This window comes from Corallococcus sp. AB049A, assembly GCF_003668885.1.
Taxonomy (GTDB): domain Bacteria; phylum Myxococcota; class Myxococcia; order Myxococcales; family Myxococcaceae; genus Corallococcus; species Corallococcus interemptor.
This window is the reverse complement of sequence record NZ_RAWL01000019.1, coordinates 19,937-40,848: the sequence shown is the minus strand read 5'-3', so window position 1 is coordinate 40,848 and position 20,912 is coordinate 19,937. Positions and strand designations below refer to the sequence as shown.

Genomic DNA, 20,912 nt, shown 5'->3' with positions numbered 1-20,912 from the left:
GGGCGCGGCGGTCACCACCGGCTCGGACGGCGGGAGCGTCTGGGGGACCACGACGGGCTGCTCGGACGCGTGCGGGCGCAGCACGTAGGCGGTGATGCCCACGGAGGCGCCCACCAGGAGCAGCGCCGCCACGGCGATCCGCGCCACCGGACGGCGGGACTCGGGCTGCACCGCCGGCACTTGTCCGGAAGCCCCCGCCACCACGGCGCCCTGGGGCGTCGCGGGCGACAGGTGCACCGCCGTGGCGCCCAGCGCGGCCGCGTCCACTTCGTCGGTGCTGCGCGCCACGCCGCCGGATCCTGACGTGGACCTGGCCACGCCACCGGAGCCCGAACCCGAGCCCGAGGGATGGGACACGAACGTGCCCCCCGGCCCCAGCGCCGCGCCGTCCACGTCGATGCGCCCGGTGTTCGGCCTGTTACCGGCCGGCGCCTCCGGGAGGGCCGCCGCGACGGGCGCCTCGTTGCTCCCGGAGCCGGTTCCGGGGCCTCCATACAACCCCGTGCCCGAACCGCCGCTCCGGGGCGCGGGCGACGGCGTGCGCCGCTCCCCGTGCACGCTGGACGTCAGCTTGCGCTGCTCGGCGAAGGCCTCCGGGCAGATGGCGCGGACGAACTCGCCCACCTCCTCCGCGCCCATGGGATTGCCCGAGCGCAAGAGCTCCGCGTTGAGCGCCCGCGCGAACTCATCCGCCCGCGCGTACCGGTCCGCCGGCGAAGGCGCCAGCGCGCGGCGCAGCACCGCCTCCAGCGACGGCTCCACGTCCGGACGGAAGTCCGTCAGCGGCGGCACCACCGGGTGCGACATGGCCGCCATCATCTCGCCCACGGTGCCGTGGGGAACCAGCCCACGGCCGGCCAGCATCTCCCACACCACCACCGCGCAGGAGTAGATGTCGCTGCGGTGATCCAGCGGCTCCGCGCGGACCTGCTCCGGCGACATGTAGCCCAGCTTCCCCATCACCGTGGACGGCAGCGTGTACTTGCTGCGCGCGGTGGACTTCGCGAGGCCGAAGTCGATGACCTTCACCTCGCCCTCGTACGACACCATCACGTTGTGCGGGGACACGTCGCGGTGGACGATGCCCAGGGGCTCGCCGTCCGTGCCCGTCTTGCGGTGCGCGTAGCCCAGCCCCTCCGCCATGCGCTGGCCGATGTAGAGCGCCACCGGCGTGGGCACCGCCCGGCCCTGCACCCGGGCCTGCTCCAGCAGGTAGCCCAGGTCCACGCCCGCCACGTACTCCAGCGCCATGTAGTAGGTGCCGTCCGCCTCGCCCATGTCGTACACCTGGGCGATGGAGGAGTGGACCAGGTGCACCAGCACCTTGGCCTCGTGGTGGAACCGGTCCAGGAACTGCCGGTCCTTCACCAGCCCCGGCAGGATGGTCTTCACGATGCAGGGCTTTTCGAAGCCCGCCGCCCCGGACAGCTTCGCCAGGTACACCTCTCCCATGCCGCCCTGGCCCAGGAGGTGGACGAGCTCATAGCGCCCGAAGAAACGGGGGGACTCTGTGGGTGCGGTGCTCATGACTTGGCGCTCCGGAGCGCAGCATGGACTCCCCCATGGAATCAAGCCGCGCACCTCGCACTGCCCCTCCTTGCCAGCCCCTGACACCGCGGGCACGAAAAATGGAAAGTCCCGGAGCTGACGGAATTCCTGGAGCTGTATTCCACCCGGTAACAGGTCTGTTGTGCACCCGCGCACGTCCAGGCTGCCCCCTGGGCCCGGAGACGATGCGCGTCCACGCGGGGATGCGTTCCCTCAGGGCAGCACGCCGCTTCCTTCCCAGCTGAGGGGGGCGGGCTCCTCCTGGTCCTCCGCCCAGCGGGGGACTGCCCTCGGGAGGGGCGTCCTGCTTGGAAGGAGTCCGCGTCATGAAGGCATGGGGATTCGTCGGGTTGCTGGCGCTGTCCGCGTGTGCGCCGGAGTCGTCCTCGCGCACCACCGCGCAGGGGCAGGTGTGCCCCGGTGTCGTCGCTGGGGAGATGACGGCCCGCCAGAAGCTGGATGGCCAGGAGCCCTCGCCGGTGCAGAGCGACGGGCGCGAGTCCGTCATCATCCGCTTCCGCCGGGAGGAGCGCACCCAGGCGGCGAGCGTCTCCGCGTCCGGGGCCCGCTACGCGGCCAGCACCGGCGCGAAGGTGAGCGCCATCTACCGCAACATCCCCGCGGTGGCCGCGCGCGTGACGCCCGAGGAGCGCCGCGCCCTGGAGCGCAACGCGCTGGTGGAGAGCGTGGAGGTGGACCAGGTCTGGTTCGCCCAGGGCCTGACGCCCGGGCTCTTCGCGCCGCTGTCGCGCCAGGTGACGGCCGCCAGCTTCGGGCCGCCCGACGAGTACACCGGCGGCCTGCGCCTGGTGCAGGCCCCGGAGGTGTGGGACGCGAACCACGACGGCGAGCTGGACGTGGGCGCGCCCAGCGGCGAGGGCGTGCGGGTGTGCGTCATCGACAGCGGGCTGGACATGGAGCACCCGGAGTTCCAGGGCGCGGTGGTGGCGAGCCACGACTTCGTGGACAGGGATGACGACGCCAGCGACCGCAGCGCCCACGGCCAGTGGGGCCAGGGCCACGGCACGCACGTGGCGGGCATCATCGCGGCGCGCCTGGGCCACGGCGGTGAAACCGGCGCCCGGGGCTCGCCGGGCGGCATCGCGGGCGTGGCGCCTGGCGCGTCGCTGGTCATCGCCCGCGTGCTGGATTTGTCCGGGCAGACGCAGATGAGCGTGGTGCTCTCCGCCATGGAGTGGTGCGAGTCCCAGGGCGCGCGCGTCGTGTCGCTGTCGCTGGGCGGCGGCTCGGCCACGCGCAGCACGACGGAGTCCTTCCGCGCGCTGCTGAAGCACGGCCTGCTGGTGGTGGCGGCCGCGGGCAACCAGGGCGGCCCGGTGCTCTACCCCGCGTCCGACCCGTCCGTGCTCGCGGTGGGCGCGGTGGACGCGAACGAGCGGCGCGCGAGCTTCTCCAACGCGGGCGCGGAGCTGTCGCTGGTGGCGCCCGGCGTGGACGTGCTGTCCACCTTCCCCCGGGGGATGGGCGCCTTCGCGGAGATGTCCCTGGATGGCACGTCCCCCATCTCGCGCTCGCTGCTGTACTCGCCCACGGGCGACACCGCGGGGCGGCTGGTGGACTGCGGCCTGGGGGATTCGCTGTCGTCGTGCCTGGACGCCACGTGTGACGGCTTCGTGGCCTACGTGCGGCCCGGCGCGGTGCCCGTGTCCCAGGCCATGACCCACGTGATGCTCCAGGGCGCGCACGCCGTCGTCTTCGGCGCCGACGACGCCCCCGCGGGCGGCGCGGTGGACATCCTGTCGCTGCCCCGCGCGGGCCACTGGGCCCCCGCCGTCAGCGTCAACCAGGCCGCCAGCACCATGCTGCGCGAGCGGCTGGGCTCGGACGCGCGGCTGTCGCTGGTGCCCGTGGACTACACCCACGTCTCCGGCACCTCCATGGCCGCGCCCTACGTGAGCGGCGTGGCCGCGCTGCTCTGGAGCGCCCGGCCGGAGCTGACGCCCCAGCAGGTGCGCGAGGCGCTGGAGGCCTCCGCGCACGACCTGGGCACCGCCGGATGGGATCCCGTTTTCGGACACGGCGTGGTGCACGCGCGTGACGCCTTGCTGCGGCTGCAGTGAGCCGCATCCCAATTCATGGGAGCCATGAGGCGCGGCACGGACGCGGAGCATGGATGTTCGAGAAAGTGAAAATGCTCCGCGTGATGCAATCGCGAATGCACTTCTCCGTGGAATGAAAGCGCGCCGGAATTGTACGTGGCGCGCGCCAATGGCTGCCGGGACGGCGGCCAACCCGGCGCGAAAACCATTTCATTCTTGAATTGAGGATATCCATGTTGCGAATTGCTGTTGCCGCCCTCGTCGTTGCCGCCACGGGTTGCGCCTCGTCGGGTGGTGCGGCGGCCGCGGGTCGCGCGGGCAACGCCACGGTCACGGGCAGCGTCGCGTACCCCGCGAGCGGTCTGTCGGGTGATCCGTGCTCGGCGGTGCGGGTGAAGGTGTCGGAGAACGACGGCGTGGCGCTGGGCTGGGGCGAGGTGAAGCAGAGCCGCAACAACCGCTGCAGCTACAACGTCGGCGGGCTGCCGGACGGCAAGGAGCTGAACGTGGAGCTGGCGGTGGACGCGGGCCTCAAGTGCGCCAACGGCGCGGCGCCCACGGTCACCCCGGGCCCCACGAAGATGACCATCGCCAAGTTCGCGGCGCCGGTGGTGAGCTTCAAGCTGGCCTGCGAGTAGCACTCCCGAAGTCCCATTGAAGAGCTTCACGCCGTGAAGGCCGGGGCGCGCCCAACAGGGCCCCCCGGCCTTCGTGCGTGGACGCTCGCATGCCCGGCGGGGGAACAGGGACCATTGATTGCTGAACACAAGGGCGCGAAGCTGGCCCGGCCCATGATTGGTCTCCGTCCGCGTACCGCCGTGCTCGCCCTGGCCTTGCTGGGGGCGGGTTGTGAATCCGAAGCCCCCTTTCCCACCGACGATGAGCTGGACCAGCTGAGCTCCCTGCACACGCAGAGCGCGAAGCCGGAGCCGGACCCCACCAACAAGTGGGCGGACAACGCGGACGCGGCGGCGCTGGGGCAACGGCTGTTCGAGGACCCCGGGCTGTCGCGCTGCGGGACGGTGTCCTGCAAGAGCTGCCACGCGGGTGAGTCCTACACGGTGGAGACGGCGACGGCGGAGGGCTGCGGAGGCCACCCGTCGGAGCGCAACCCGCCCAGCCTGCTCAACATCGGCTACAGCCGCTGGTTCATGTGGGACGGCCGGGCGGACCGGCTCTGGTCGCAGGCGGTGCTGCCGCTGACCAACCCCATCGAGATGAACTCGGACGCGACGGTGGTGCGCGCGCGGCTGGTGGCGGAGCCCTCGTACACGACGGCGTACACGCAGCTGTTCGGCAAGGCGCCCGCGGACGAGTCCGACCCGGACCGGGTGATGGCGAACGTGGGCAAGGTGCTGGCGGCGTACCAGCGCACGTTGAACCGCACGGACGCGCCGTTCGACGCGGACGTGCGGCGCTTCCTCCAGGCGGTGGAGGCGGGCACGCAGGAGAAGGACCCGGCGTACCTGGGCCTGAAGACGTTCGTGCGCAAGGGCCAGTGCGTGGTGTGCCACAAGGGCCGCTCGCTGTCGGACGACAAGTTCCACAACCTGGGGCTGAAGGACACCGGCGCCGGGCGGCGCGGACATGCGGACGCGGTGGACGCGGTGGTGTCCTGGACGTTCAACGCCGCGGGCCAGTACAGCGACGCGCCTTCGGGCACGGACGCGGCGCGGCTGTCCACGCTCAAGGCGCAGGCGCAGGCGAAGCCCACGGAGGTGGAGGGCGCGTTCCGCACGCCCACCCTGCGCAACGTGGCGCTCTCCGCGCCGTACATGCACACCGGCGCGCAGAAGACGCTGGAGGACGTGGTCGACTTCTACAACGAGGGCGGCGACCCGGACGGCACCTTCGCGGGCGTGCGCACGGAGACCATCGTCAAGCTGGACCTGAGCAGCGAGGAGAAGCAGGCGCTGGTGACGCTGCTCAAGTCCATGACGGGCGCGGCGAAGTAGGCCTCAGCGCACCAGGTGGAAGGACGTCTGACGCTGGAGGGCCCAGTGCACGGTGCCCTCCGCGTCCACGACGACGTCCTCCTCCTGGGCGGAGCGCACGGGCTGGTCCTTCCATTCCGGGACGGGGCGGGTCGCCTGCAGCTCGATGGAGAACCAGGAGTTGGGCATCACCTTGTGCTCGCCGTTGCCGGGCACGCCCTCCTGGCGGTCCCACATGCCAATCATGGGGCCGGCGCCGTGGCCGTGCAGGCCAATGGGGTGTGAGTACACGGTGCCGTCGATGCCCTCGGCCTTCATCTTCGTGAGCGAGGCGCGGAGCACTTCGTTGCCGGTGCGGCCCGGCTTGATTTCACCGGTGACGATGTCCTGGAGCCGGTTGGACGCCTTGAGCGCGGCCTTGAGGCCCGCGGGGGCGTCCGTCTCTCCGTCGCGCAGCACGTAGCCCATGTGCTGGGTGTCGGTGTTGAGGCGGAGCGCGGTGACGCCGAAGTCGCAGTGGAGCACGTCGCCGCGCTGGATGACGGGGTTGTCGCCCAGCTGTTCGTCGGTGGCGCCCTGGCGCTGCACGTCCACGTCCGGCTGGAACCAGGTGTCCAGGCCGTCGTCGGCCAGGCGCTGGCGCATCCACCACTCCACGTCCTGGGTGGTGGTGGTGCCGGGGGTGATGACGGCGCTGGAGAAGGCGGTCTGGATGAGGTTCCAGGCGTACTTCTGGAGGTCGGCGTAGAAGCGGACCTCGTCGGCGCTGCGCCAGCCGAGCACGTCCAGGGGCAGGCCGCCGGCGGGCTTGAGGCGCCTGGTCCAGGTGGGGCCCAGGGCCTGGGTCATGCCTTCGTATTCGCCGTGGGTGAGGCCGTCCGCGAAGGCGATGGCGGGGGACACGTCGATGGCGATGGAGTCCGGCTTGCGCTCCTCCACGACCTGCTTGAGGAGCACCCACTGTTCAGGGCCCAGGAGCTCCGCGGCGCGCTGCGAGCCGCCGCGGTCCACCATCATGGGAGCGCGGCGGGCCTCATAGAGGCCGCCCTGGGTGCTGCCGCCGAGCGCCAGCCGCTCCACGCCCTGGTCCCCGCCCCGGTCGAAGAAGACGTAGATGGTGCGGCGGCGGGCGGAGAAGGTGGTGGGGGCGACGAGCGCCTTGAAGACAGGGTCTTCGTTGTACTCGCGCATGGGGACGACCCACATGCGCACGCCGTACTTGCGCATGAGCTGGGGCACGCCGGTCTCCAGCCGTTCCTTGAGCCACGCCTGCTGGCGCGCGGCCTGTTCGCGCAGCGTGCCGAAGGGGCGCACGGGAGCCGCCGGAGTCACGGCGGCGACGGGAGCGGCCGGCGCGGCGGCGGCCGGGGCCTCGGGCTTCGAGGGAGCGGCGGGCGCGGTGGCGCAGGCGGAGGAACAGACGAGCGGGACGACGAGCAGGTGTTTCCAGGAGCGCATGGGCGCGCAGTCTGTCACGCGCCCTTTCACGCCGCGCGGCGCGAATGAGTCTCAGGAACCGCCGTTGTCAGTCATCCCGGGAAAAGCCAGACGCACTGTCCTGGCTTCACTTCGAATCCGTGGACCCTGGCGGCGGGGCGCGGGGGCTGACCTTGCGCAGCTCGTGGAAGTGCTCGCGGACGAAGCGCGCGGCGTTGAGCAGGGCATCCACGGGACCGACGCCCACCATGCTGACGGTGATGGGCACCGCGTGTCCGATGATCAGCGGGCAGTACCAGTCCCCATTCGCATCCTGGGGGATGGGCACGGGCCGGCCCAGGGTGACGCGGGAGACGTGCTTGCGCCCGTGGTCGTCCTCGAAGGACCAGTAGTCGTCGGCCACGGGGTCGTCGATGGACGCGTGGTGCGGAGGGCCAGGGTTCATGGACGAAAGCTCAGCAGAGCTGCGGCTGCCACGCTTCTCAAATCGGCATCCCCCAAGTGCCAGCCATCCGTTCGCTATTCGCCCGGCTCGACCTGGGCCACGGCCGGGGCGGGGACGTATTCCTCGCTCGTGGCCAGGGTGCCCAGTTCGTTCACTCCGCCCACCACCAGCACCGTGCCCCGGCGCAGCCACAGGGCTCCGGCTTCGCCTCGTGGCTCGTGCAGCGTGGGCGCTTGCGTCCAGGTGTTCCTCGCCGGATCGAAGCGCTCCGCGGAGTCCAGCGTGCCTCGTGACGAGTGCTCGCCGCCCACCACCAGCACCGCGCCCTCCGCCGTCACCAGCGCCGCGTGGTGCTCTCGCGGCACCGCGGGCGCCTCCACCTGCTCCCAGGTGTTCTGCTCCGGCAGGTAGACCTCCGCCGTCCTCGCAGCCTGCGTCGTCGTGCCTCCCACCACCAGCACGCGCCCATCCGGAAGCAGCGTCACCGTGTGCCCCAGCCGGTGCGTCCCCGCCGCGCCGCCCACCACGCCCGCCTTCTCCCAGTGGCCCGTCGCCGGGTCGTACAGCTCCGACTGCAAGCCGCTCACGAAGAGCACCTTGCCCGTGCGCAGCACCACCGCCGTCCCCGCGCCGCCTCGCGCGTACGCGGGCGCCTCCGCCGGACTCCACGTCCCCGTCACCGGGTCGAACAGCTCCGCCGAACGCACCGGCCGCAGATCCACGTCCGTGCCGCCCGCCACCAGCACGCGCCCGTCCGGCAACACCACCGCCGCAGGGTCGTTGCGCGCGTCGCGCATGGGCGCCGCCTGCGTCCACGTGCCCGCGTCCGGCGCGTACAGCTCCGCGCTCGCCAGCGCGCCCACCGTCACGCCGTTGGAGCCGCCCACCACCAGCACGCGCCCATCCAACAACCGCACCGCCGCGTGGTTGCGCCTCGCCGTGCGCAGCGCCCCCGTGGTCCGCCAGCGCCCCGTGTCCGGGTCGAACACCTCACTGCTGCCCAGCGTGCGGCTGCCGTCATGGCCTCCCGCCGCCAGCACCCGCCCGTCCTCCAACGCGACGTAGGGCAACAGCCGCCTCGGCGTGGACAACATGCCCGGCACCGGCGCCTCCACGCCGCCCGCGTCCGCTCGCGGCGCGGGCCCGCACGCGAACACCACTCCCAACCACAGCATCGTGACGCAAGATGTCGAAAACCGTCGCATGACCCCACCGGGACGTCTGGTCGAGGGGTCCGTTTAACCTGCCGGTCTGACACCCAGGCAGCCACAAGACCCTGTGATTCCAGGGCCTTGGCCTGCCTGCCGGGTTGGACGCGCTAGTGCCGCGAGGGACCCACGGGGTCGTTCGTGGGCTCCGCCTCCAGGCCCTCGCTGTGGCGCGGCGGCAGGGCTCCGCCGTCGTCGTCCTCCTCCAGCGTGAGCTGTGGGTGGTCCGCCGGCTTGAGCAGGACCTCGTCGCCGGTCACGGCCTCCACGTCGCTGTACTCGACCAGGTAGTCGCGCCGGGGAATGGGCACCAACCCCTGCTCCAGTTCGAAGTGCGTGTCGCCCACGCCGGCCACCCGGCCCAGCGAATGTCCGTCGGCGGTGCGCACCGACATGCCTTCACGAACCGCTCCCGCGTGAATCATCGCGTCGCTCCTCGCGCTCATGGGGTCCTCACCAAGAGTGGGGTCGCTCCCGCTGTCGTGCGCGACGCGGCAGGCAGCCCGGTGGGCCCTCGGGCCGCCTTCTTCCACGGCTGCGCGCCTGCCCTGCGCGCGGCCCTGACACGCGGTGCCTAACGTTGCCTCAAGGAGGCCCCCCATGTTGCTGGAACTGTCGAATGACGAATCCCGCGTGCTGAAGGACGCCGTGGACTCCTCGCTGCAGACGCTGCTGGATGAAATCGCCCACGCGGACCGGGCCGAGCACAAGGAGGCGCTGCACCAGCGCTACGACCGGCTCGCCGCCCTCCAGCGCCGGCTGGAACCCGTCGTGGAGAGCGAACAGGTCTACGCCTGACCCGCTGACACCGCGCGCCCGGACTTCGCGTCGAACCGGCGCAGGTAGCGCGCGTCGTGGCGCAGCCACACCGTGTCTCCACTGGAGGCCCGGAAGTCTCCAGGCGCCCGCGCCACCAGCCGCTCGCCGCCTGTCTCCACCGTCACCCAGACCTCCGCGCCCATGGGCTCCACCAGGTACACGCGCCCCTCGCGCGCGTCCGCTGGCCGTTCGCCCTGCCCCACCTGGAGGTGCTCCGGCCTCAGGCCCAGCACCGTGTCCGCGTCGGACAGGCCCAGCGTGGACGGCTTCACCAGGTTGATGCGCGGCGAGCCGAAGAAGCCCGCCACGAAGAGGTTCGCGGGCGCGTCGTACAGCTCGCGCGGGGGGGCCACCTGCTGCACCTCGCCCTGGCTCATCACCACCACGCGGTCCGACAGCGTCATGGCCTCCGCCTGGTCGTGCGTGACGTAGATGAACGTGGCCTTGAGCTGTTCGTGCAGCTTCTTGATTTCGCCGCGCATCTGCGTGCGCAGGGCCGCGTCCAGGTTGGACAGGGGCTCGTCGAAGAGGAACACCTTGGGCCTGCGCACCAGCGCGCGTCCCAGTGCCACGCGCTGCCGCTGTCCGCCGGACAGCTCCTTGGGCCGGCGCGACAGCAGCGCCTCCAGGCCCAGCACGCCGGACACCTCGCGCACGCGCGCGTCCACGTCCTTCGCGCCCATGCCCGCGACCCTGAGCGGGAACCCCAGGTTCCCCGCCACGTCCAGGTGCGGATAGAGCGCGTAGCTCTGGAACACCATCGCGATGTCGCGCTCGCGCGGAGACAGGTCATTCACCAGCTGCCCGTCGATGCGCAGCTCGCCGCCGGACAGCTCTTCGAGGCCGGCGATGAGGTTCAGCGTCGTGGACTTGCCGCAGCCGGACGGGCCCACCAGCGACACGAACTCGCCGTCCGCGATGTCCAGCGTCACGCCCTTCACCGCGGCCACCCCGCCCCGGTACACCTTGCGCACGTCCTGCAGGGACACCGTCGCCAAGGCTCCGCTCCTCCACGCGAGGGCCATGCCCCCGCGAAAGGCCGCAGCATCGCCGCTCGCGTCCCTCCGTGAAGCCTCGTTCCCGTGGGGCCCGTTACATCCCCTACAGTTCCAACCTCAGCGCTCCACCGTCACGCCCTTCCAGAAGGCCACGTAGCCCTGGATGTTGGACGCGGCCGGCTTGGGCTCCGGGTAGTACCAGGCCGCGTCCGCGTTCGTCTTCCCGTCCACCTCCACCGAGTAGTAGCTGGCCTCGCCCTTCCACGGGCAGGTGGTGTGCGTGGCGCTGGGCTTGAAGTGCTCGCGCGACAGGCTGTCGGGCGGGAAGTAGATGTTGCCCTCCACGGTCTCGTAGGTGTCGCTCTTCGCGAGCACCGCGCCGTTCCATTTCGCGACTGGCATGGGAAAGCCTCCTGGGGACTTCGCTAACGGCGCGTCAGCCCACCTGCGCGGCCTGACCGGACGCGTGCTGGGTGAGGAAGGGAGCGAGCTCCGCGTTCACCAGCGCCGGCTCCTCCACGGTGGACGAGTGGCCGCCACGCGACAGGCGCACCAGCTTCGAGCCGGGGATGAGGGAGTGGATGCGCTCCGACTTCGCGGGCACGGTGGCGCGGTCCTCCTCCCCCACGATGACGAGCGTGGGCGTGCGGATGCGCGGCAGCTCGTCCGCGATGGCCTTGCGCTTCATGACGCCGTTGACGGCGCGGTAGATGTCCCGGCGGTTGCCCTTCAGGCGCGCGTCCCACAGCGCCCGCTCCTCGGCGCGGCCCGGGTCGGTGAGGAACGACGTGCCGAACATGATGCGCATCACCGGCGTGGCGACGGGGGCCAGGCCCACGTAGCGGGCGACGAGGTTGAGCGCGGTGTAGCGCGGCACGTTGAGGGGGGGCTCGGGGTCGGCGGACGTCTCCAGCAGCACCAGCGAGCGCAGCAGCTCCGGCCTCCGCGCCGCCAGCCGCATGCCCACGAAGCCGCCCATGGACAGGCCCACGAAGTGGACGGGCGCCACGCCCAGGGACTCGATGAGCGCCACCGCGTCCGCGTACACCGTCTCCACGTCGATGACCTTGTCCGGGGGCACGTCGCTCTGGCCCTGACCCCGGTGGTCGTACGCGATGCAGCGGAAGCGGCCGCGCAGGGCCTCCACCTGCGGGTCGAACAGCCGGGTGCTCCAGAGGAGCCCGTGGCTGAAGAGGACCACGTCTCCGGAGCCGCCGGTGTCCTCGTAATACAGCCGGGTTCCATTCACGGACCGCATGGGCATGGGCACGGCCTCCCTTGGCTTGAAGGGGGACCCTAATCCAGACCTCGCCAGGACCGCAGCCCTCCCTGGGAGGTCATTGTCCACTGGAGGAGAAGGGCTTGCGCGGAGCGCCGCTTGTGCCATCCATCGCTTGGGAGGAGCATGGGCGCACCTTCCGGATGCGCTCCTCTCGCCCTGTCCTTGTCGCCCTCGCGGTGGTGGTTCTCGCGGCGGGCCTGTTCTTCTTCCTGCGCGCCCCGGCGCCCACGCCCGCGACGGCGCCGCCGGTGGCCCAGGCTCCAGCGCCCCAGGCTCCGGCCCCCCCGGCGCCCGTGCCGGTGAAGACGGTGGAGGCGCCGCCCGCGCAGCCGAACCACTTCGTGGGCTCGCAGGTGTGCGCGGACTGCCACGAGGAGCAGCACGCCGGCTGGAAGCACGACTGGCACTCGCGCGCGCTGTCCCCGGCGACGAAGGCGTACGTGGCGGGCACGTTCACGGCGGGCACGCACTTCAAGGGCGAGTCCAGCGAGGCGTGGATGCGCCGCGACGGCAATCACTACCTGATGCGCACCAAGGGCGCGGACGGGAACCTGGGCGAGTGGCCGGTGCAGTGGGTGGTGGGCGGCAAGCGGATGCAGGACCCCATCACGCTGTTGCCGGACGGCCGCTGGCAGGTGCTGCCGGTGTACTTCCACGTGACGGGCAAGGGCGAGTGGGTGGACTACTCGGAGAAGAAGCAGGGGGCGCTGGCGCCGGACCACCCGTTCTTCTGGGCGAACTTCCGCCGCAGCGCGCAGCACGCGTGCATGGACTGCCACGTGACGGGGCTGGACGCGCGCTACGACAGGGCAAGCCACCAGTGGGAGACGAAGTTCGCGGACGCGGGCGTGGCGTGCGAGTCCTGCCACGGACCCGGCGGGCGGCACGCGGAGTCGCAGCTGCCGGCGGACATCATCCAGCCGGCGAAGCTGTCGAAGGACGAGGGCTTCGCGGTGTGCGCGCAGTGCCACGGGCCGCGCCGCACGCTGTTCCCCATGCTGGACGCGAAGCACCACTTCCAGCCCGGCCAGCGCTACGACGCGAGCTATCAGCCCATGGTGCTGCTGGTGGGCAACGACCGGTCCGGAGACTTCTTCGCGGACGGGCGGCCCAGCACCTCCAGCTTCGAGTACCAGGCGCTCATCCAGTCCCAGTGCCACCTGAAGGGCGGGGCCACGTGCCTGACGTGCCACACGGCGCCGCACGCCCCGAGCGCGCCCAACGAGGTGAAGAAACAGAAGCCGGTGGCGGCGCGCGCGTCGGTGAACGCGGCGACGTGCCAGGGCTGTCATCAGGACGTGGTGGCGCAGGGCGAGCAGCACACGCACCACAAGGCGGCCGCGGCGCAGGACTGTCTGGCGTGTCACATGCCTCCGGTGGTGTCGGGCGTGTTGGACCACTTCGCGGACCACGCGCTGGACGTGCCGGTGCCCCAGAACACGGCGCGCCATGACATCCCCAATGCGTGCAACACCTGCCATGCGAAGCAGACGCCGGACGCGATGCAGGCGTCGCTGGTGAAGTGGTGGCCGAAGGCGGAGGCGCGGCAGCAGCGGCGCCTGCGGCTGGCGGACGCGTTCGACGAGAAGACGGCAGCGGGAAGCCGTGGGGCGCTGGAGGCGGTGCTGGCGGACACGGCGGAGGCGGGCACGCTGCGGGGCGCGGCGGCGAAGTTCCTGGCGCGCCGGTTCAAGCACGACGCGGTGCCGGCGCTGCGCGCGGCCTTGAAGGGCACGACGGACCCCACGCTGCGCTCGGACATCATCGACGGGCTGGGCGCGGCGAACGCGCGCGAGGCGACGGAGGACCTGGTGCCGTTGCTGAAGGACGGCTCGCTGTGGGTGCGGCAGGGCGCGGCGCTGACGCTGGCGGCGTTCGGGGACCCAAGGGCGATGCCGGCCCTGCAGGCGCTGGCGACGGAGCCGGAGACGCGCGGGCTGGTGCAGCCGCACGTGATGCTGGGGCAGCTGGCCATGCGCAAGCGCGACGTCGTCACGGCGACGCGCGAGTTCGAACAGGCGCTGGACCTGCAGCCCTACAACGCGGACGTGCTGGTGCGGCTGGCGGACCTCTACGTGGTGCAGGGCAACCCGCAGAAGGGCCGCGACCGGCTGGAGGAAGCGCTCCGGTTCGACCCGCAGAACAAGTTCGCGAAGCAGCGGCTGGGCATGCTGCCGGTGCAGTGATGGCGGGTGCCGGTGCAAGGCTCCTGGGTGCGTCGCCGCTGCTTGTCGCGCTGGCCTGCGCGCAGCCCGCGGCGACACCCGGAGTCGTGCAGATCAACGCCCGCGACATTCCCGAGCGAATCCAGGGCCCGAGGCCGGCGCGTTCACGAGGGCTCATGGCGACAAAGCACTTCATGCTTCCGGCAGCGCTGCTCCTGGCGGGCTGCCTGCGGTCCACGCCCACGCGTGAGCCCTGGACGAACGACACGTCCATCGAGTTCCCACAGTTCTTCGAGCAGCCCGCCATCGAAGCAGGCACGGTCGAATTGAGCGGCAGTGTCCTGCGCGCGCTTGAAGTCGCCGCCGCTGACTTCCTGGGGCCACAAGATGCCAACACGCCCTGCGTGGACCGGCGTGAGTCACACCGGTACCGGGTCATTCAGCGGCAAGGCATCCTCTTCATCCGGATCGATGAGGATCCCCAGGCCTGTGGGCTGACGGTTCCCGCGCTGCACTCAGGCGCGCAGTATGCCGTCGGGAGCGATGGCCGGCTCCTCCGTCGCCTCCGGGATGGCGAGCCGGATGAATCCCGGGTGCCCACGGATGCTGGGCCCGGCATCCTGGTCCCCACGTCGGAGGTCGGCCGGTCCTTCGATCCACCTGATGGTTCCGTGCCCTTGCCGTTCATCGCTCCCAGCGCGGATGCGGGCAAGTATCACGAATAGCAGGGCGTGACGGCCGTGGCGTGCTGAACGCCCGGCCTCCCTTCGAGACAGACGCCTGCTCGGCGCTCGTGATGCACGTTGGGGCCTTCCCTGGCCCACGACCTCCCACCACTGGCGGGAGGCCTGTTCATCGACTGCTGAGCACTTCCCCGCCCTGCTGTGTCGTCCATCGGAGCGCCGGGGGGCGCGACCTGTGGCCGGGGGCTGGCCTCGCCCCTACCTGGGGAGCACCCCTATGCATGCGCTCGTGTTCGCAGCCCTGCTCGTCCCCGCCGGGGTCCCCGGCGAGGCGACAGCATCTACCGGCTCCGGACCTTCCCTGCCGCTCGTCGCGCAGTCCACCGCGCCACCGCGGCGCGCTCCACCCGCGCCTCCGCCGCCCTCGCCTCCCGCCTCGGCGCCGAAAGCCCAGGCTCCGAATCCTCCCGCGCAGCGGCAGCCCGCGTCCCAGAACCCGGACGACGTTCCGGACGTGCCTCCGCCCTTCCAGGCGAACGTGTCGGATCCGCTGCTCACTCCCGCGCCCGCCGCGCCCCAGCAGATCCAATCCTGGAACGAAGCGCTCACGCTCCTGCGCCAGCGCTCCACCGACCTCCAGGCCGTCCTGGGCCAGGTGGAGTTCGCCGCGGGCACGTGGCGCATCGCGCTCGCCAGCCTGCTGCCCGCCTTCGATGGCAACCTGTCCGTCCAGTACAACGTCCTCAACCCGAGCATCCCCGCGGTCGGCGGTGGCGCGGGCGGCGGCATCGGAGGTGGCGTGGGCGGCGCCGAGGGCTTCACGCCCACGGAGCTGCTGGGCATCGGCGTGCTCAACGCCAACGTGCCCGTCGTGAACCTGGCCGGCCTCTACGCCCTGGGCAGCGCCAAGGAGTCGCGGCGCACCGCCGCCCTGTCGCTCGCGGAGACGCGCCGGCAGCTCACTCGCGGGCTCGCGCAGGCACTGGTCTCCGTGTCCTCCAACGAGCGCCTGGCGGAGGTCAACCGCGTCAACCTGCGCACCGCGTTGGAGCGCCTGGCCCTGGCGCAGCGCCGCTTCGAGCTGGGCGCCGGCACCCGCCTGGACGTCGTCCGCGTGGAGCAGGACGCCCAGGTGGCCCGGCGCAACGTCGTCACCGGCGATGAGAACCTGCGCCAGGCTCGCGAGGCGCTGGGCCTGGCCCTGGGCACCCCGTCCGCCGTGGGCCTCAAGCCGGGCCTGGAGCTGACCACCCTGCTCCAGGGCGCGAAGGCCACCTGCCGCACGCTGGAGTCGGTGGAGAACCGCCCGGACATCGCCGCCGCGAAGTCGCGCCAGGTGGTGGCCGAGCGCGCCATCGGCGAGGTGTATCGCCAGTACGCGCCCACCCTGAACCTCACCAGCACCACCACCGCGCTCACCGTCAACCCGGGCTTCGCGGAGGTGCCCATCTGGAACGTCGGCGCAAGCCTCGTGCTGCCCTTCTGGGACGGCGGCGCGCGCGAGGGCCGCCTGCGCCAGGCCCGCGGACAACTGGAGCAGGCCCGCGCGGACACCACCGCTCGCGAGCGCAATGTCGTCATCGAGGTCACCCAGGCGAAGCGCGTCGTGCAGGTGACCCAGGCGACGCGCGACCTGGCGGAGCGCGAGCGCGGACTCGCGGAAGAGAGTGACCGGCTCACCCGCCGCAGCTTCGAGGTGGGCACCGGAACGAGCCTCGAGCTGGTGCAGTCAGCCGGGGCCCTGCGGCAGGCCGAACTGGAGCTCGTCCTCCGGGACTTCCAGTTCCGCCAGGCCCAGGTGGATGCATTCCTGTCGGAGGCGGCATGCGATTGGTGAGGAGCGGCTGGGGCGCGTGGGGACTCGTCCTCGCGCTGACGACAGGCGGATGCAGCGGTGGCAAGGAGCCCGGTCAGGCCTCGCCCGGAGGCGGCCCCCAGGGAGGCCAGCAGAGCCAGGGCGGCGGCAAGCCCATGCCCGTGCAGGTGATGGCGGTGAAGCCCGGCCCGGTGCGCGACACCCGCGAATACGTGGGCACCCTCATCTCCCGCAGCAGCATCACCGTCGTCCCGCAGGTCGCCGGCTACATCCAGAAGATTCCCGCCCGCCCCGGTCAGAAGGTGAAGGCGGGCCAGGTGCTGCTCGTCGTGGACCCCCGGCAGGAGCAGGCCTCCCTGCGCGCCACCCAGGCCCAGAAGGCCTCCGCGGTCGCCAACCGCGAGTTCGCGCGCCGGACGCGCGAGCGCAGCGCGCAGCTCCTCAAGGAGGGGCTCGTCAGCCGCCAGGACTACGAACAGGCCGTGGCCCAGGCGGCGCAAGCGGAGGCCCAGGCCCAGCAGGCGGAGGCGCAGATTCAAAACCAGCAGGTGCAGCTGGGCTTCTTCAACGTGAGCGCCCCCTTCGACGGCGTCGTGGGCGACATCCCCGTGAAGCTGGGTGACTACGTGACGCCGCAGACCGCGCTCACCATCCTGGACCAGAGCCGCGCCCTGGAGCTGTCCGTGCAGGTGCCGGTGGACCAGGCCGCGCGGGTGAAGGTGGGCCAGACGCCGCTGGAGATCCTCGACGAGGACGGCGAGCCCATTGTCCGCGCCCCCGCCTTCTTCGTGGCCCCCACGCCCAACCCGAACACGCAGCTGGTGGAGGTGCAGGCCGCCTTCGACAACACCGTGGGCCTGCGTGCCGGACAGCTGGTGCGCGCGCAGCTCGTCTACGACGTGCGGGACGCGCTGAAGATGCCCACCACCGCGGTGACCCGGCAGGGCAGCCAGTCCTTCGCCCTGGTGGTGGGCGAAGGCGACGCCGGCACCGTGGTGAAGCGCCAGCCCGTGACGCTGGGGCTGGTGGAGGGCAACGACTACGAGGTGCTCAAGGGCCTGGACGCGGGCACCCAGGTCATCATCAGCGGGGTGCAGCAGCTGCGCGACGGCATGCCCATCCAGCCGAAGCCCGCGCAGCAGGCGCGGGGCCAGACGGAGGGCATGCCCCTGCCGCCCGCGCGACAGGGCATGGGCGGCGGCTCGGACGCGGGTCAGTAGGGGGCTGCCATGTTCACCGACTTCTTCATCCAGCGCCCCGTCTTCTCCAGCGTGCTGTCCATCCTCATCACGCTGGTGGGCGCCATCTCCATTCCCAGCCTCCCCATCGAGCAGTACCCGGAGCTGGCGCTGCCGCAGGTTCAAATCACGGCGACGTACACGGGCGCGTCCGCGGAGACGGTGGAGAGCGCCGTCACCACCGTGCTGGAGCGCCAGCTCAACGGCATGGAGGGCATGCGCTACATGTCCTCCACCAGCACCAACGACGGCCAGAGCACCATCACCGCGACGTTCGACCCGTCGCGCGACGTGGACCTGGCCGCGGTGGACGTGCAGAACCGCGTGGCCACCGCCACACCCCAGCTGCCCTCGCAGGTGAACGCGCTGGGCGTCACCGTGCGCAAGGCGCAGACGCAGCTGCTGGTCTCCTTTGGCGTCTATGACAAGGAGAAGCGCTACGACACGGAGTTCATCAGCAACTACGCGGACGTCTACATCCGCGACGCGCTGTTGCGCGTGAAGGGCGTGGGCGACGTGCGCATCTTCGGCGAGCGCCGCTTCGCCATGCGCCTGTGGCTGGACCCCACGGAGCTGGCCCGCCGCAACCTCACCGCGCAGGACGTGCTCAACGCGCTCCAGGAGCAGAACGTCCAGGTAGGCGCGGGCAAGGTGGGCCAGGCCCCGTCCTCCAAGGAGCAGGCGTACCAGCTGTCCCTCCAGGTGAAGGGCCAGCTGACGTCGCCGGAGGAGTTTGGCGCCATCGTCATCCAGCGCGGACAGGACGGCGCGCTGGTGCGCATCCGCGACGTGGGCGACGTGAAGCTGGGCGCGGAGAACTACCAGCAGCTGCTCCGCTTCAACGGCCAGGACGCGGTGGGCCTGGGCATCACGCAGCTGCCCGGCTCCAACGCGCTGGAGGTGCGCGAGGGCGTGGAGGCGGAGCTCACGCGGCTGTCCGCCAGCTTCCCGCCGGGCCTCACCTATCAGGTGGCGTTCGACACCACGGCCGCGGTGAGCGCCTCCATTGAAGAAGTGCTCAAGGCGCTGGGCGAGGCCATCCTCCTGGTGGTCCTGGTCATCTTCATCTTCCTGCACGGCTGGCGCAGCGTGCTGGTGGCGGTGACGACGCTGCCGGTGTCACTGGTGGGCACGTTCATGTTCGTCAACGCGTTCGGGTTCTCTCTCAACACGCTGACGCTCTTCGGCCTCACGCTGGCCACGGGCCTGGTGGTGGATGACGCCATCGTGGTCATCGAGAACGTGGAGCGCGTCATCGAGCACGAGAAGGTGGACGCGAAGGAGGCCACGCACCGGGGCATGCAGCAGGTGGCCGGCGTGGTGGTGGCCACCGCGCTGGTGCTGTCCGCGGTGTTCATCCCGGTGTCCTTCTTCCCCGGCACCACGGGCGCCATCTACCGCCAGTTCGCGCTCACCATCGCGTTCTCCATCAGCCTCTCCGCGCTCGTCGCGCTCACCCTGTCCCCCGCGCTGTGCGCGCGCCTCTTGCGCCCCAACGAGGGCCAGAAGTTCGTCCTGGCGCGCAAGTTCGACGAGGGGCTGGACGCGCTCCGGCGCGGCTACGGGAAGCTGTTGCGCCTGATGCTGGGCAAGCTGCGCTGGGTCGTGGTGGGCATCTTCGCCGTGTTCCTCGTGGCCACGGGCCTGCTCTACCGGTCCACGCCCACGGGCTTCATCCCGGACGAGGACCAGGGCTACGTCATCATCGCGGTGCAGGGCCCGGAGGGCACGTCGCTGGAGTACACGCGCAACGTCCTCATCCAGGTGGAGGACATCATCAAGCAGCAGGAGGAGGTGACGCAGATCTTCACCGTGGGCGGCTTCTCGCTGCTGGGCACGGGCGCCAACTACGGCTCGCTCTTCATCAACCTGAAGCCCTGGGAGGAGCGCACGACGAAGGAGTCCAGCGTCGCGGGCATCATCGAGCGCCTGCGTCCCCAGCTGTCCCAGGTGGGCGGCGCGCGCGTGCTGCCCCTGCAACCGCCCGCCATCCGCGGCGTGGGCAGCGTGGGCGGCTTCGAGTTCGTGCTCGAAGACCAGCAGGGCGGCCGCACGCTGGATGAGCTGGCGCAGGCCACCCAGGCGCTGGTGGGCCGTGCGAGCGCGGAGCAGCAGCTGCGCGGCGTGTTCTCCGCGTTCACCGCGGGCTCGCCGCAGCTCAACATCGACGTGGACCGGGAGAAGGCCAAGGCGCTGGGCGTGCCGCTGTCCTCGCTGTTCTCCACGCTCCAGGTGTACCTGGGCAGCCAGTACGTGAACGACTTCACCTTCTCCAACCGCGTCTACCGCGTGTTCGTGCAGGCCGCGACGCCCTTCCGCGACAACCCGAAGGACATCGGCAGCCTGTACGTGCGCTCGGACACCGGGGCCATGGTGCCGCTGGAGTCGCTGGTGAAGGTGACGCCGATGACGACGGCGCCCAACATCACGCACTACAACCTCTTCCGCTCCGCGAACATCAACGGCCAGGGCGCGCCCGGTGTCTCCACCGGCCAGGCGCTCAACGCGATGGAGGCTGTGGCGAAGCAGGCCCTGCCGCCGGGCTTCACCTTCGAGTGGACGGGCCTGTCCCAGGAGCAGAAGAGCGCGGGCAACACCGTGCTCGTCATCTTCGCGCTGGGCATCGTGTTCGTGTTCCTGGTGCTGGCCGCGCAGTACGAGAGCTTCGCCCTGCCCTTCGTCGTCATGCTCGCCGTGCCCGTCGCGATGATGGGCGCGCTCCTGTTGCAGAACCTGCGCGGGCTGGTGAACGACGTGTTCTGCCAGGTGGGCCTGGTGATGCTGGTGGGCCTCGCGTCGAAGAACGCCATCCTCATCGTGGAGTTCGGCGAGCAGCTGCGCGCGCAGGGTCAGGGCGTGGTGGAGTCCGCCATCAACGCGGCGGAGACGCGGCTGCGCCCCATCCTGATGACGTCCTTCGCGTTCCTCTTCGGCGTGGTGCCGCTGATGCTGGCCACCGGCGCGGGCGCCTCCGCGCGCAAGTCTCTGGGCACGGCCGTCTTCGGCGGGATGCTCTTCTCCACCTTCGTGAACCTCATCTTCATCCCGGTGCTCTACGCGCTGGTGGAGGGGGCGCGTACGAAGATCCTGAAACACCGCAAGCACGGCAATCCGCAGAGCGGGCCGCCGCACAATCCGCCGCCGCCGTCCATCCCTCCGGAGGGGGAGCCGCCGCGACCCCAGCCGGCGTAGCGACGCATCGCGCAGGACCCGCACGGCGGGCAGGCACTCCGGCGCGCTATCCGGCGCTGGAGCGTCCTGATTATCCTTGGGCGACGC

17 protein-coding genes are annotated in these 20,912 nt (G+C 71.2%); 9 read left to right on the top strand and 8 right to left on the bottom strand.

Annotated elements, in window-relative coordinates; all coding sequences use genetic code 11:
* The coding region (locus D7X55_RS03905) for a serine/threonine-protein kinase (RefSeq protein WP_233609562.1) at nt 1-1,527 on the bottom strand (1,527 nt) is incomplete at its 3' end.
* 347 nt (nt 1,528-1,874) lie between these two features.
* Here D7X55_RS03905 and D7X55_RS03900 point away from each other — a divergent pair.
* The 3 genes from D7X55_RS03900 (at nt 1,875) to D7X55_RS03890 (ending at nt 5,563) form a co-directional block, all read left to right on the top strand.
* Nucleotides 1,875-3,629 (top strand): S8 family serine peptidase, encoded by a 1,755-nt coding sequence (locus D7X55_RS03900; RefSeq protein WP_120548559.1) that lies wholly within the window; start codon nt 1,875-1,877, stop codon nt 3,627-3,629.
* 212 nt (nt 3,630-3,841) lie between these two features.
* The gene (locus D7X55_RS03895; protein WP_120548558.1) at nt 3,842-4,246 is read left to right on the top strand and encodes a hypothetical protein; all 405 of its coding nucleotides are present in this window, start codon (nt 3,842-3,844) and stop codon (nt 4,244-4,246) included.
* Nucleotides 4,247-4,399: 153 nt separating this feature from the next.
* Nucleotides 4,400-5,563, top strand: a complete 1,164-nt coding sequence (locus tag D7X55_RS03890) for a cytochrome-c peroxidase (RefSeq protein WP_121722264.1) — start codon at nt 4,400-4,402, stop codon at nt 5,561-5,563.
* Between the two features lie 3 nt (nt 5,564-5,566).
* On the opposite strand, the gene D7X55_RS03885 is transcribed toward D7X55_RS03890, so the two are convergent.
* The 4 genes from D7X55_RS03885 to D7X55_RS03870 form a co-directional block, all read right to left on the bottom strand.
* A complete protein-coding gene (locus D7X55_RS03885; protein ID WP_120548557.1) occupies nt 5,567-7,000 on the bottom strand; it encodes a M24 family metallopeptidase in 1,434 nt (477 codons plus the stop codon).
* Between the two features lie 106 nt (nt 7,001-7,106).
* The gene (locus D7X55_RS03880; RefSeq protein WP_120548556.1) at nt 7,107-7,424 is read right to left on the bottom strand and encodes a hypothetical protein; all 318 of its coding nucleotides are present in this window, start codon (nt 7,422-7,424) and stop codon (nt 7,107-7,109) included.
* 74 nt (nt 7,425-7,498) lie between these two features.
* Entirely contained in the window at nt 7,499-8,599 is a 1,101-nt protein-coding gene (locus D7X55_RS03875) for a kelch repeat-containing protein (protein ID WP_199746857.1), read from the bottom strand.
* 143 nt (nt 8,600-8,742) lie between these two features.
* Nucleotides 8,743-9,078 (bottom strand): DUF2171 domain-containing protein, encoded by a 336-nt coding sequence (locus D7X55_RS03870; RefSeq protein WP_233609559.1) that lies wholly within the window; start codon nt 9,076-9,078, stop codon nt 8,743-8,745.
* Between the two features lie 154 nt (nt 9,079-9,232).
* Here D7X55_RS03870 and D7X55_RS03865 point away from each other — a divergent pair, with 154 nt between their 5' ends.
* On the top strand, nt 9,233-9,430 hold the full coding sequence (locus D7X55_RS03865) for a hypothetical protein (RefSeq protein WP_120548553.1): 198 nt from the start codon (nt 9,233-9,235) through the stop codon (nt 9,428-9,430).
* On the opposite strand, the gene D7X55_RS03860 is transcribed toward D7X55_RS03865, so the two are convergent.
* The 3 genes from D7X55_RS03860 to D7X55_RS03850 form a co-directional block, all read right to left on the bottom strand.
* Nucleotides 9,421-10,449, bottom strand: a complete 1,029-nt coding sequence (locus tag D7X55_RS03860; protein WP_120548552.1) for an ABC transporter ATP-binding protein — start codon at nt 10,447-10,449, stop codon at nt 9,421-9,423. The two genes, D7X55_RS03865 and D7X55_RS03860, sit on opposite strands and share 10 nt — an antisense overlap.
* A gap of 117 nt (nt 10,450-10,566) precedes the next feature.
* Nucleotides 10,567-10,851 (bottom strand): DUF427 domain-containing protein, encoded by a 285-nt coding sequence (locus D7X55_RS03855; protein WP_120548551.1) that lies wholly within the window; start codon nt 10,849-10,851, stop codon nt 10,567-10,569.
* 34 nt (nt 10,852-10,885) lie between these two features.
* Nucleotides 10,886-11,713 carry an alpha/beta fold hydrolase gene (locus D7X55_RS03850; RefSeq protein ID WP_120548550.1) on the bottom strand — a complete coding sequence of 276 codons (828 nt, stop codon included), beginning with the start codon at nt 11,711-11,713 and terminating at the stop codon, nt 10,886-10,888.
* Between the two features lie 158 nt (nt 11,714-11,871).
* On the opposite strand from D7X55_RS03850, the gene D7X55_RS03845 reads away from it, so the two are divergent.
* The 5 genes from D7X55_RS03845 to D7X55_RS03825 all read left to right on the top strand — a co-directional run bounded on the left by D7X55_RS03845 (nt 11,872) and on the right by D7X55_RS03825 (nt 20,825).
* Nucleotides 11,872-13,917, top strand: a complete 2,046-nt coding sequence (locus D7X55_RS03845) for a HEAT repeat domain-containing protein (RefSeq protein WP_121722262.1) — start codon at nt 11,872-11,874, stop codon at nt 13,915-13,917.
* 86 nt (nt 13,918-14,003) lie between these two features.
* The gene (locus D7X55_RS03840) at nt 14,004-14,621 is read left to right on the top strand and encodes a hypothetical protein (RefSeq protein WP_147470023.1); all 618 of its coding nucleotides are present in this window, start codon (nt 14,004-14,006) and stop codon (nt 14,619-14,621) included.
* 235 nt (nt 14,622-14,856) lie between these two features.
* Nucleotides 14,857-16,416 (top strand): TolC family protein, encoded by a 1,560-nt coding sequence (locus D7X55_RS03835; RefSeq protein ID WP_199746856.1) that lies wholly within the window; start codon nt 14,857-14,859, stop codon nt 16,414-16,416.
* Nucleotides 16,404-17,615 (top strand): efflux RND transporter periplasmic adaptor subunit, encoded by a 1,212-nt coding sequence (locus D7X55_RS03830; RefSeq protein ID WP_121722260.1) that lies wholly within the window; start codon nt 16,404-16,406, stop codon nt 17,613-17,615. Before D7X55_RS03835 ends, D7X55_RS03830 begins: the two co-directional genes overlap by 13 nt.
* A 9-nt stretch (nt 17,616-17,624) precedes the next feature.
* The gene (locus D7X55_RS03825; protein ID WP_121722259.1) at nt 17,625-20,825 is read left to right on the top strand and encodes an efflux RND transporter permease subunit; all 3,201 of its coding nucleotides are present in this window, start codon (nt 17,625-17,627) and stop codon (nt 20,823-20,825) included.
* Nucleotides 20,826-20,912 lie beyond the last annotated feature (87 nt).

Excerpts from the sequence above, each read along its gene's own strand:
- D7X55_RS03845 (WP_121722262.1), top strand. The coding sequence starts at position 11,872 with ATGCGCTCCTCTCGCCCTGTCCTTGTCGCCCTCGCGGTGGTGGTTCTC.
- D7X55_RS03900 (WP_120548559.1), top strand. The coding sequence starts at position 1,875 with ATGAAGGCATGGGGATTCGTCGGGTTGCTGGCGCTGTCCGCGTGTGCG.
- D7X55_RS03875 (WP_199746857.1), bottom strand. The coding sequence starts at position 8,599 with ATGCTGTGGTTGGGAGTGGTGTTCGCGTGCGGGCCCGCGCCGCGAGCG.
- D7X55_RS03855 (WP_120548551.1), bottom strand. The coding sequence starts at position 10,851 with ATGCCAGTCGCGAAATGGAACGGCGCGGTGCTCGCGAAGAGCGACACC.
- D7X55_RS03830 (WP_121722260.1), top strand. The coding sequence starts at position 16,404 with ATGCGATTGGTGAGGAGCGGCTGGGGCGCGTGGGGACTCGTCCTCGCG.
- D7X55_RS03870 (WP_233609559.1), bottom strand. The coding sequence starts at position 9,078 with ATGAGCGCGAGGAGCGACGCGATGATTCACGCGGGAGCGGTTCGTGAA.
- D7X55_RS03835 (WP_199746856.1), top strand. The coding sequence starts at position 14,857 with ATGCATGCGCTCGTGTTCGCAGCCCTGCTCGTCCCCGCCGGGGTCCCC.
- D7X55_RS03865 (WP_120548553.1), top strand. The coding sequence starts at position 9,233 with ATGTTGCTGGAACTGTCGAATGACGAATCCCGCGTGCTGAAGGACGCC.
- D7X55_RS03850 (WP_120548550.1), bottom strand. The coding sequence starts at position 11,713 with ATGCCCATGCGGTCCGTGAATGGAACCCGGCTGTATTACGAGGACACC.
- D7X55_RS03890 (WP_121722264.1), top strand. The coding sequence starts at position 4,400 with ATGATTGGTCTCCGTCCGCGTACCGCCGTGCTCGCCCTGGCCTTGCTG.
- D7X55_RS03880 (WP_120548556.1), bottom strand. The coding sequence starts at position 7,424 with ATGAACCCTGGCCCTCCGCACCACGCGTCCATCGACGACCCCGTGGCC.
- D7X55_RS03895 (WP_120548558.1), top strand. The coding sequence starts at position 3,842 with ATGTTGCGAATTGCTGTTGCCGCCCTCGTCGTTGCCGCCACGGGTTGC.
- D7X55_RS03885 (WP_120548557.1), bottom strand. The coding sequence starts at position 7,000 with ATGCGCTCCTGGAAACACCTGCTCGTCGTCCCGCTCGTCTGTTCCTCC.
- D7X55_RS03825 (WP_121722259.1), top strand. The coding sequence starts at position 17,625 with ATGTTCACCGACTTCTTCATCCAGCGCCCCGTCTTCTCCAGCGTGCTG.